Origin of the sequence: Pseudomonas sp. Sample_9, from assembly GCF_004307535.1 — a bacterium.
Lineage (GTDB): Bacteria > Pseudomonadota > Gammaproteobacteria > Pseudomonadales > Pseudomonadaceae > Aquipseudomonas > Aquipseudomonas mercuritolerans.
In genome coordinates, this window is record NZ_RAZO01000348.1 from 1 (window position 1) to 10,778 (window position 10,778).

Annotated in this window: 9 protein-coding genes and 1 pseudogene; 5 read left to right on the top strand and 5 right to left on the bottom strand. The window is 60.6% G+C overall.

The annotated features are described in order from the left end of the window. From D6877_RS19990 to D6877_RS20010, 5 genes and pseudogenes are all read left to right on the top strand, one after another. Window positions 1–138 (top strand): annotated as a pseudogene (locus D6877_RS19990) (TRZ/ATZ family hydrolase); the annotation flags it as partial. Window positions 139–195: 57 nt separating this feature from the next. Next, window positions 196–894 carry a bifunctional 2-polyprenyl-6-hydroxyphenol methylase/3-demethylubiquinol 3-O-methyltransferase UbiG gene (gene ubiG / locus D6877_RS19995; protein WP_024013875.1) on the top strand — a complete coding sequence of 233 codons (699 nt, stop codon included), beginning with the start codon at window positions 196–198 and terminating at the stop codon, window positions 892–894. Window positions 895–898: 4 nt separating this feature from the next. Next, window positions 899–1,570 carry an N-acetylmuramic acid 6-phosphate phosphatase MupP gene (gene mupP, locus D6877_RS20000; RefSeq protein ID WP_016770929.1) on the top strand — a complete coding sequence of 224 codons (672 nt, stop codon included), beginning with the start codon at window positions 899–901 and terminating at the stop codon, window positions 1,568–1,570. 183 nt (window positions 1,571–1,753) lie between these two features. Beyond that, window positions 1,754–2,494, top strand: a complete 741-nt coding sequence (locus D6877_RS20005; RefSeq protein WP_024013876.1) for a YciK family oxidoreductase — start codon at window positions 1,754–1,756, stop codon at window positions 2,492–2,494. A 362-nt stretch (window positions 2,495–2,856) separates the two neighbouring features. Beyond that, a complete protein-coding gene (locus D6877_RS20010; protein WP_130911874.1) occupies window positions 2,857–3,783 on the top strand; it encodes a GGDEF domain-containing protein in 927 nt (308 codons plus the stop codon). A 102-nt stretch (window positions 3,784–3,885) separates the two neighbouring features. Here D6877_RS20010 and D6877_RS20015 read toward each other — a convergent pair whose 3' ends face one another. The 5 genes from D6877_RS20015 to D6877_RS20035 form a co-directional block, all read right to left on the bottom strand. Then, the gene (locus D6877_RS20015; RefSeq protein ID WP_024013878.1) at window positions 3,886–4,680 is read right to left on the bottom strand and encodes an iron-containing redox enzyme family protein; all 795 of its coding nucleotides are present in this window, start codon (window positions 4,678–4,680) and stop codon (window positions 3,886–3,888) included. A gap of 46 nt (window positions 4,681–4,726) precedes the next feature. Next, window positions 4,727–7,186 (bottom strand): EAL domain-containing protein, encoded by a 2,460-nt coding sequence (locus D6877_RS20020; protein ID WP_073472344.1) that lies wholly within the window; start codon window positions 7,184–7,186, stop codon window positions 4,727–4,729. A gap of 137 nt (window positions 7,187–7,323) precedes the next feature. Continuing rightward, window positions 7,324–9,141, bottom strand: a complete 1,818-nt coding sequence (locus tag D6877_RS20025; protein ID WP_130911875.1) for an ABC transporter ATP-binding protein — start codon at window positions 9,139–9,141, stop codon at window positions 7,324–7,326. Next, window positions 9,134–9,736, bottom strand: a complete 603-nt coding sequence (locus D6877_RS20030) for a DsbA family protein (RefSeq protein WP_178083719.1) — start codon at window positions 9,734–9,736, stop codon at window positions 9,134–9,136. Before D6877_RS20030 ends, D6877_RS20025 begins: the two co-directional genes overlap by 8 nt. Window positions 9,737–9,771: 35 nt before the next feature. Continuing rightward, window positions 9,772–10,713: a rhodanese-related sulfurtransferase gene (locus tag D6877_RS20035; RefSeq protein WP_041478261.1), complete on the bottom strand. Its 942-nt coding sequence runs from the start codon at window positions 10,711–10,713 to the stop codon at window positions 9,772–9,774. Between the last annotated feature and the right edge of the window lie 65 nt (window positions 10,714–10,778).

The following is a 10,778-nucleotide window of genomic DNA, read 5'->3' on the forward strand; positions in this document are numbered from 1 at the left end:
CGTGATTGCGTGAAACACCTGTGGGTCGCCGGCAAGCAACTGCTCGACGACCGGCGCCTGACCCGCATGGACGAACAACAGCTGGGCGCGACCGCCCGCAAATGGGGCCAGCGCATCAGCGGCCACACCGAATCGTAAACACCGCGGCGCAATATCCGCGGCTACAGCCCTTTTCAGGTTTTTCGAGGAATGAACATGAGCAACGTCGACCACGCCGAAATCGCCAAATTCGAGGCCCTGGCCCATCGCTGGTGGGACCGCGAAAGCGAATTCAAGCCGCTGCACGACATCAACCCGCTGCGGGTCAACTGGATCGACGAGCGAGTCAATCTGGCCGGCAAGAAAGTCCTCGACGTCGGCTGCGGCGGCGGCATCCTCAGCGAAGCCATGGCCCAGCGCGGCGCCACGGTGATGGGCATCGACATGGGCGAAGCGCCGCTGGCGGTCGCACAACTGCATCAGCTGGAATCCGGGGTCAGCGTCGAATACCGGCAGATCACCGCCGAAGCCCTCGCCGACGAAATGCCCGAGCAGTTCGACGTGGTCACCTGCCTGGAGATGCTCGAGCACGTGCCGGATCCATCCTCGGTGATCCGCGCCTGCTTCCGCATGGTCAAGCCGGGCGGCCAGGTGTTCTTCTCGACCATCAACCGCAACCCGAAGGCGTATCTGTTCGCGATCATCGGCGCCGAATACATCATGAAGCTGCTGCCGCGCGGCACCCACGACTTCAAGAAATTCATCCGCCCCTCCGAGCTCGGCGCGTGGAGCCGCATGGCTGGCCTGACCGTCAAGGACATCATCGGCCTGACCTACAACCCGCTGACCAAGCACTACAAGCTGGCCAACGACGTTGACGTCAACTACATGATCCAGACCCTGCGCGAGGAATAAGCCGATGGCCATCAGAGCGGTACTTTTCGACATGGACGGCACCCTGCTCGACACCGCGCCGGACTTCATCGCCATCTGCCAGGCGATGCGCGCCGATCGCGGTCTGCCGCCGATCAACGACAAGCACATCCGCGACGAGATTTCCGGCGGGGCCAAGGCCATGGTTGCGGTGACATTTTCGATGGATCCGGAATCGCCGGGCTTTGAGGAGCTGCGTCTGGAGTTTCTCGAGCGTTATCTGGTCGGATGCGCAGTGCATAGCAAACTGTTCGACGGCATGGGCGAACTGCTCGCCGATATCGAAAAGGCCAACCTGATCTGGGGCGTGGTCACCAACAAACCGGTGCGCTTCGCCGAGCCGATCATGCAGCGTCTGGGGCTGGCCGAGCGTTCGGCGCTGCTGATCTGCCCGGATCATGTGAAGAACAGCAAGCCGGACCCTGAGCCGCTGATCCTCGCCTGCAAGATGCTTGATCTGGATCCGTCGACCGTGCTGTTTATCGGCGATGATCTGCGTGATATCGAATCGGGTCGCGATGCCGGCACCAAAACCGCTGCGGTGACCTACGGCTACATCCACCCGGACGACAACCCACGGCACTGGGGCGCGGACGTGGTGGTGGATCACCCGCTGGAGTTGCGCAAGGTACTCGACAGCGCGCTGTGCAGCTGCTGACCTGACTGCGCCAAGCTCCCTGTGTGGCGAGGGGATTTATCCCCGCTGGGCTGCGAAGCGGCCCCCGCTTTTATCCAGGCGATGTGACACACAGGTTTTGCGACGGCTTCGCCGCCGAACGGGGATAAATCCCCTCGCCACAGGGGTGAAGCAGATCTTCATGAAATGGATTGTGAGGTTTTTATGTTTGATTACACCGCTCGCCCTGAATTGCTCAAGGATCGGGTCATTCTGGTCACCGGTGCCGGGCGCGGCATCGGCGCGGCTGCGGCGAAAACCTATGCCGCCCACGGTGCCACCGTGCTGCTGCTGGGCAAGACCGAAGCCAATCTGACCGAGGTCTACGACGAAATCGAAGCAGCGGGCCACCCGCAACCGGCGGTGATCCCGTTCAACCTCGAGACCGCCCTGCCCCATCAATATGATGAGCTGGCCGCGATGATCGAAACCGAGTTCGGCCATCTCGACGGCCTGCTGCACAACGCTTCGATCATCGGCCCGCGCACGCCGATCGAACAACTGTCCGGCGAAAACTTCATGCGCGTCATGCAGGTCAACGTCAACGCGATGTTCATGCTGACCAGCACCCTGCTGCCGCTGCTCAAGCTGTCCCAAGATGCCTCGGTGGTGTTCACCTCGAGCAGCGTCGGGCGCAAGGGTCGCGCGTACTGGGGCGCTTACGGTGTGTCGAAATTTGCCACCGAGGGCCTGATGCAAACCCTGGCCGATGAAGTGGAAGGCGTTGCGCCGGTACGCTCCAACAGCATCAACCCGGGCGGTACGCGCACCAGCATGCGCGCGCAGGCTTATCCGGGGGAAAATCCGCTGAACAACCCGACACCGGAAGAGATCATGCCGGTGTATCTGTACCTGATGGGCCCGGACAGCGCGGGCGTCAATGGCCAGGCTTTCAACGCCCAATAACGCCATACGTCGCATTTGTTGCCGCGGCAGAATGCTGTCGCGGCAAGCCATTGCCGCTCATAACCATCACAAAGCCGCCAATAACCCAGCGCGGCGGCCCGGCATCTGTCAGCAAGTCATTGATTCGAAAAGCTTTAATTTAAATCGAACCGAATGGCACGGGTTTCGCTCTAAATTCCCTCAAAACATGCCGTGTGATGGCCATGGGGCAGACGCCGATTTCGATAGCTGACTGATCGTCTTGCGGCAGACTAAACTTACGCCAAACGTCCTACGGGACTGATGGATCAGTACGACGCGCAGCCCATAGCCGCTCTCACCCAGCCTGTAAGACAGACTTACTGCTTAGGGGCTCACGCCATATGAAATCTCCTTCCCAGACCCATGCAATTGACTTTGACAGTGCCAAATTGCAGCGCCTGGGCTTCGGTCAACTACCGGCGCTGATCGAGCGCCCGACCAGCCTGGCGCAATTGCGTCAGCAAATGAGCCTGCAACTGCAAACCAGCCTGGAGCCACAGCGCATCCTTGGCCTGTTCTTCCGCGAAATCCAACGCCTGGTGCCACTGGACGCCCTGAGCTATGTGCATCAGGCCAGCGACTTGCGCCTGGAGTTCGGTGCACGCGGTCACCATTCGGTCAGCTACACCCTGAGCCACGAAGGCGAGCACATGGGCGAGCTGGTCTTTCGCCGCAATCAGCGTTTCAACGACAAGGAACAGGGCGATCTCGAGTCGCTGCTGTCCTGCCTGCTGTATCCGATGCGCAACGCCCTGCTCTATCGCGCTGCGACGCAAAGTGCCTTGCGCGACCCGTTGACCGGTGCCGGCAATCGGGTGGCCATGGAGCAGACCTTGCAACGCGAGATCGACATGTCGCGCCGTCATGCGCAACCGCTGTCGGTGCTGATGCTCGACATCGACCACTTCAAACGGGTCAACGATGACCACGGGCATGGCGCCGGTGATGAGGTGCTCAGAGCCATTGCCGCGTCGATCAAGGCGCAACTGCGCAACGTCGACATGGTGTTCCGTTATGGCGGCGAAGAGTTTCTGATCCTGCTGTCCAACACCGGTCGCGAGGCGGCGGCGATGGTCGGCGAGCGTTTGCGCCAGGCGACGCAGTCGGGGGAATACTTTGCCGATGGCCAGTTGATCGAGATCACCGTGAGTCTGGGATGCTCGACGTTACTGCCGGGGGAGTCGGCGGACAGCTTGCTGCGCCGCGCCGACAGTGCGCTCTATGTCGCAAAGCGCGAGGGGCGGAACCGGCTGGCGATGGCCGGCTAAAAATCATTGTGGGAGCGAGCCTGCTCGCGAAGAGGGAGGCTCAGACAACGATTCGTCGAATGACCCACCGCTTTCGCGAGCAGGCTCGCTCCCACAGTTCGATCAGCTTTCGGTTACGGTCCGGCGCTCGCGGTTGACCAGCAAGCGCTCCGAAGTCTCCAGCTGCATGCACCGTTCCAGGAACAGGTACATGTAGTCATAACTCTTGCAGATCGCCTGCCGCAGCTCGGCCTGCAACGCCTTGCTCGGGTTCATGCCGGCCAGGGTGCAGATGATTTCCAGCGCTTCCCACGGATGGGCATCGTCGTACTGGGCATGCATCTTCAACCACTTCATCGCGCGTTTGCGATCTTCTTCCGGGAACGCCGCCGCGTAGACCCCGGTCGAGCAGACCACCGCTGACCACTCCCCGGTCGCCCCCTCGATCGCATAGTTGGTCGCGGCAATCGCCACGATCAGCGAATCCGCCGAGCTGGTGTGCCAGCACCAGTGACTCAGAGCGTGCAGCTCCGGCGGCACTTGCTGGGCCTGGAGATCTTCGAGACTGACGCCATGGGCGCGACTCCAGTGCATCCAGTAGTCGGCGTGATTGAGTTCGACGCGGATGTTGCGCATCAGCCAGCGCCGCGCCATGTCTTCGCCGGGATGGCGGGCGAAGCGGGTCTTGGTCAGGTTCTGCGCCATGTACAAGGCAAATTGCTCGACCACCGGCCAGCCACCGATCAGGTACTGGCGCATGGTTTTCGCGCTGAGTCTGTTGTCGCGCATGCGCTGATAAAGTTCATGTTCGACAACCCGGCGCTTGCTCTCGCTGCAATCCTTGATGAGCTGTTGCGCCCAGGCAGGATAACTTGCAGCTTCCATGAGGGGTCCGGTTCGGTTGAATGTGTCGATCACTGTTCGGCTCCTTTTGAGTTGTGATGGCAAGGATCGGCGAGAGACTTCAACGGAACGTGCCAGGCGCTTTGAACAACAACGGCTGCGGTCTGGCAGGGCGACTTTGCAAACTGTCACAGGTAAATAACTGCGGGCGCTCGATGACATACCCCTGAGCGTAATCCACACCTATTTCAAGCAATGCCTGTTCGATCTGGTTAGTTTCAACAAACTCGGCAATTGTCTGCTTACCCATAACATGGCCAATGTGATTGATCACTTCGACCATTGCCCGATTAATCGGGTCGTCCAGCATATCCTTAACGAAACTCCCGTCGATCTTCAGGAAGTCTACAGGCAAATGTTTCAAGTAAGCGAATGAAGACATTCCGGCACAAAAGTCATCCAGAGAAAAGTGACAGCCTAAGCCTTTGAGTTCATTGATAAAACGAATTGCACTGCCAAGATTAGCGATTGCACTGGTTTCAGTAATTTCAAAACAAATCATTTCAGGCGGTATAGCGTAGTTAACAAACTGTTCCCGCAGGAAGTGCAAAAACGCGTCATCTCCTATAGTAATGCCTGACAGATTAATCGCACACATTGCCAAAGGAAGTTCATGTTCCTGTTCAATACACTGGGCAATAACCTTGAAAACATTTTCAACTACCCAGCGATCTAACTGGGTCATCAAACCATATCGCTCCGCTGCCGGAATAAAGCTGTCAGGCAAAATCATCCGCCCGGATTCATCATGCAAACGCAGGAGGATTTCGATGTGTCCGGCCTGGCCGGGTTGCGGCTTGAGCGGTGCGATCTGCTGGGCATAAAGGCAGAAGCGGTTTTCTTCCAGCGCCATATGCAGGCGCTGCACCCAAGCCATTTCACCGAAGCGCATGGACAGTTCGGAGTCGTCCGCATGATAGACCTGCACGCGGTTGCGGCCTTTTTCCTTGGCCATGTAGCAAGCCATGTCCGCCGCGCGCAGGGAGGCTTCAAGGGTGGTCGGATTCTGCGCGACATGCACCAAGCCAATACTGACGGTGGTCAGGAACGGCCGCCCCTTCCAGACAAAATGCAGGTTCTGCACGGTCTGGCGCAGGCTTTCGGCAATCTTCTCGGCGATGTCCGGCGGGCAGTTCTCGAGCAAAATCCCGAATTCATCGCCGCCCAGTCGCGCCAGGGTATCGCCCTCGCGCAAGTCTGATTGCAACAGCGTGCAGATGTGCCGCAGCAACTCATCACCCGCCGCGTGACCGCAGGTGTCGTTGACCAGTTTGAACTGGTCGAGATCGAGGAACATCAGTGCGTGCCGCCCGGGCTGGCGCGTCAGCTTGTGCAAGGCCTGCTCGAGGCGATATTCGAATTCGCGGCGGTTGGCCAGCCCGGTCAGCGCATCGTGAGTCGCCTGCCAGGACAGATTGGCGATGTATTGCCGCTCCTGAGTCATGTCGTGCAGCACCAGCACCGTGCCGCTGACATTCCCGGCATTGCGGATCGGCGCGCCGACCAGGGTCACCGACAGGGTGCTGCCGTCCAGACGCTGGATCAGCTTGGAATGTTCGCTGCCGCCGCTGAGCTGGCCGCTGAGAATGTGCTCGATCAACGTCAGCCCTTCGGTCTGGGCGTTATCGTCGAGCAGGTTGAACAGCGCCGACAACGGCAGCCCTGCCGCCTGCTCGGCCTTCCAGTGCGTCATGGCCTCGGCGGCGGGGTTCATGTAATCAATCGCGCCGTTGACGTCGGTGGTGATCACGCCATCACCAATCGACTGCAGCGTGATATGCGCGCGATCCTTTTCCAGTTGCAGCGCCTGGGCGAACTCATGGCGCTGCTTGAGCAGTTTGTGCGTGCGCCACAGCGCCAGCGCGATCAGACCCAGCGCGGTGGCCAGGTTGGTGAACAGCAGCAGGCGCATGATCACCCGCGAGCCTTCGCCCAAGGCATCGCTGAAAGCCCTGGCCGCTGGGGTGACTGCATCGTTGATGGCGAAGATCTGTAACTTCCAGCGCTGCACATCGCCGGGACTGGCCTGGTTCTGCGCAATGCCTTGGTGCATCTCCTGCGCGACTTCGTGCAGTCGGTCGAGATAGGCATCGCCAATCGTCCAGCGATCGATCGCGGTTTCCAGATAACTGTAGTGGCGGAAATTGAGGTACAGCCAGATGACGCTGGAGACATCGTCTGGATGATTGCCACCCTTGAGAATGCCTTCGCGCGCCGCTTGCAGATCCGGCGGCTGACGATCCAGTGCCAGGCGCAGTTGGTGCCCGCCCTGGGGCACGGCGATCGCCGTCAGGTATTTGCGATAGATCGCCTCGTCACGGCTGTCGGCGTAGAGGTTGAGGTAATAGATGGCGTCTTTCTGGCCCTTGGACCACAGGCTTTCGCCAGCGACGTAGCCACGCACGGCCGAAAGCACGTAAAGGCTCACGCCCCCCAGTAATGCCTGGAACACCACGACAGCAATAAAGGGCCAGACGATACCCAACAACCGTGGTGTTCCCAGAGTCTGCTTTTGCTTCATGAGAGTCCTTGCATGAGCACTGCCCGCTCGCCTTCCGGGCGAATTCGCTATGACGAGACTAGGTGGGGTTCTCGTTCAAGGCAAGGCGCGGCACTACACCGCGCGCAGAACCTCTGACAGGTCGGCGAGGGTTTCGATCAGTGCTGTTGCAAGTTGCCGTAGAGCTTGGCGTACAGACCGCCGTCCGCGATCAGTTGGCGATGGTCGCCGTCCTCGGCGATCTGCCCGCCGTCGAACACCAGCACGCGGTCCGCCTGTTTCACCGCCGACAGGCGATGGGCAATGATCAGCGTGGTGCGGCCATGGAGAAACTTCGCCATCGCCTGGTGCAGGTTGTACTCGGTGGCGGCGTCGAGGGCCGAGGTGGCTTCGTCGAGAATCACCACTTTCGGCTCGGCGAGAATCATCCGCGCAATCGCCAGACGCTGGCGCTGGCCGCCGGACAAACGCACGCCGGAGCGACCGACGATGCTGTCGAGGCCGTTGGGCAGCGCGCGAATGGTCGCGGCCATCTGCGCGATTTCCAGCGCCTGCCAGCAGGCTTCGTCGCTGCGCATGCGGCCCATGGTCAGGTTGGCGCGCACGCTGTCGTTGAACAGCGCCGGATGCTGCAGCACCACCGCGACGTTCTCGCGCACCGTCTCCAGACCAATCTCCTGCTGGGTCGACCCGCCAAAGCGAATGGTCCCGGCCGCTGGCGTGTACAGGCCCAACAGCAATTGCACCAAGGTGCTTTTGCCGCCGCCGCTGGCGCCGACGATCGCGACTTTTTCGCCGGGCAGGATCGACAGGTTCATCTGATCCAGCACCAACTCGTCGCCATAACCGAAACTCAGGCCTTGCACCTCGATGCCGACGGTGTCGCGCCCCTTGAACGGATCGACGCCGCCGGGATACTGCGGCTCGTCGGCGCGCGCCAGCAATTCATTGATCCGCGTCAGCGCACCGCCCGCCGCGTAATAGGCGTATTGCAGATTGAGCAGCTGTTCGACCGGGCCGATCATGAACCACAGGTAACTGAACACCGCGAGCATCTGCCCGATCGACAGGTCGGAAAACAGCACGGTGAGCATCGCCGCCGCGCGAAAGATGTCGATGCCGAACTGGAACAGCAAACCACTGGCGCGGTTCGAGGCGTCGGTTTTCCACTGCGAGTTGACTGCGTAGTTGCGTACCTCCTGCGCGCGCAAACCGAGGCGCCCGAGGAAATAGCCCTGACGATTGCCCGCGCGCACTTCCTGAATCGCATCGAGAGTTTCGCTCAGCGCCTGAGTGAAGCGCGAGGTGCTGTCGTTCTCCAGCTTCTTCAGATGCTTGACGCGCTTGCCCAACTGCACAGTGGCGTAGATCACCAACGGGTTGAACAGCAGGATCAGCAGCGCCAGCTTCCAGTGCATCCACATGAGGATGCTGGCGGTGCCGACCAGGGTCAGCATCGCGACGAGGAAGCGGCTGAGGGTTTCGCCGACGAATTTGTCGAGGGTATCCAGATCGGTGACCAAATGCGTGGTTACCGTGCCGCTGCCGAGGCTTTCGTATTCGCCGAGGGAAATGCGCTTGAGCCGCTCGATCAGGCGTACGCGAATGCGGTAGACGATGTCCTTGGCCAGGCGCGCAAACAGCCGCGACTGCAACACGCCAAAACACAGGGCGCTGCAACGCAAGGTCAGGGTCACTACCAACATCAGGCCGATATAACCCGCCGCCTGCTGCCACATGCTTGGCAGAAAATGATTCATGACTTTCAGTGCGGCATCGCCGTGGCCGAGCAGCACTTCGTCGACCAGCAACGGCAGCAGCAACGGGATCGGCACGCTGCACAGCGTCGCCAGCACGGCCACGCCGTTGGCGATCCACAGGGATTTCTTGTGATGCAGTGCCAGACGCCGGACTTCAGCCCAGCTCAGCCGGTCGACACGCTCTACGGTTGGCGTGTCATCGGCGCGGTCAGACACAGGCCGCGCGCTCCAGCCAGCGGCCGAGCAACGGCGACAGCTCGCTGAGCGGTTGATAACCGTTGGTGAGCAGCGCCAGTTGCCCGTTGCGCTCGGCCAGCAGGGTCGGAAAACCAGCGATGCCCAAGTCCTGCACCCAGGTGAAATCAGCCTGGGTCGCCCTGTGCTGATCGGCATGATCGAACAACGCCGCGAATTCAATACGCGGCACACCGGCCTGCTCCGCCAGTTCGACCAGCACGCTGGCCTGGGTGACATCGCGACCTTCGGCGTAAAACGCCTGCTGGATCAGCCCGACCAGTGTCCACGCGCAATCCGGCGCCAGACCGCGCGCGGTGACAATGGCGCGACAGGCAGGCTCGGTGTCGTAGACAAAACCGTCAGGCAACGCGCCGTCGAACTTGAACGGCTGGCCGGTGGCCTCGGTGACCGCTTGCCAGTGCTCGAGAATGTAGCGCCGCGTGGTCGGCTCCAGCGCCGAACCGCTGCCGGTGCGCAACCCGCCGACCACCAGATGCAGCTCCACTCCGGCTGCCTGCGCCTGCTCGACCAGTGCCTTGGCCACCGGAGCAAAACCCCAGCACCATGAACACATCGGATCCATCACATAGAGCAGGCGCGCAGACATGGTTAAGCCTCGGAGGATGCTTGCTTATAGTTGTAGCCGATCGGGTGCGGCTGATTGCGTGCCTTGGCCAGTTCGATCTGCTTTTGCCGATCGATGGCGCTGCGCCGGGTTTTCTCGCTGAGCTTGTCCCAGCAGTGCGGGCAACTGATGCCGGCGACGTAGTGCTCGGAGGCGCGATCTTCAACGCTGACCGGCGTGCGGCAGGCATGACATTGATCGTAGTCGCCTTCCGTCAGGTCGTGACGCACGGTCACGCGGTTGTCGAAGACGAAGCAGTCGCCGCGCCACTTGGTTTCTTCCTGCGGCACCTCTTCGAGGTACTTCAGGATGCCGCCCTTGAGGTGGTAAACCTCTTCGAAACCTTCGCCGAGCATATAGCTCGAGGCTTTCTCGCAGCGAATGCCGCCGGTGCAGAACATCGCGACCTTCTTGTGCACGGCCGGGTCGAAGTGTTCTTTGATGTAGTCGGGAAACTCGCGAAAACTGGTGGTTTTCGGATCGATGGCGCCTTCGAAGGTGCCGATCGACACTTCGTAATCGTTGCGCGTGTCGATGAGCAGCACTTCCGGGTCGCTGATCAGCGCGTTCCAGTCCTGCGGTTCGACGTAGGTGCCGACCTTCTTGTTCGGGTCAACGCCTTCAACGCCGAGGGTGACGATCTCTTTCTTCAGCTTGACCTTGGTGCGATAGAACGGCTGCTCGTCGCAGTACGATTCCTTGTGGTCGATGTCGACCATGCGCGGATCGTTCTTGAGCCAGGCGAGCAGACCGTCGATGCCTTCGCGGCTGCCGGAAACCGTGCCGTTGATGCCTTCTTCGGCGATCAGCAGCGTGCCTTTGATGCCGTTGTCGACCATCGCTTGCAGCAGAGGCTCGCGCAGGTCAACGTAATCTTCGAGGGTGACGAACTTGTACAGTGCCGCCACGACAATCGGTTGTGTCATGGGTATTTCTCCAGGTGGCTACCCTCGCAAAGGGTGAACCGGATTCAAAAAAAAACGCGCCGGCT

Bases quoted from the DNA above. Each gene is read 5' to 3' on its own strand.
- ubiG (WP_024013875.1), top strand. From the start codon at position 196: ATGAGCAACGTCGACCACGCCGAAATCGCCAAATTCGAGGCCCTGGCC.
- mupP (WP_016770929.1), top strand. From the start codon at position 899: ATGGCCATCAGAGCGGTACTTTTCGACATGGACGGCACCCTGCTCGAC.
- D6877_RS20005 (WP_024013876.1), top strand. From the start codon at position 1,754: ATGTTTGATTACACCGCTCGCCCTGAATTGCTCAAGGATCGGGTCATT.
- D6877_RS20010 (WP_130911874.1), top strand. From the start codon at position 2,857: ATGAAATCTCCTTCCCAGACCCATGCAATTGACTTTGACAGTGCCAAA.
- D6877_RS20020 (WP_073472344.1), bottom strand. From the start codon at position 7,186: ATGAAGCAAAAGCAGACTCTGGGAACACCACGGTTGTTGGGTATCGTC.
- D6877_RS20030 (WP_178083719.1), bottom strand. From the start codon at position 9,736: ATGTGTTCATGGTGCTGGGGTTTTGCTCCGGTGGCCAAGGCACTGGTC.
- D6877_RS20035 (WP_041478261.1), bottom strand. From the start codon at position 10,713: ATGACACAACCGATTGTCGTGGCGGCACTGTACAAGTTCGTCACCCTC.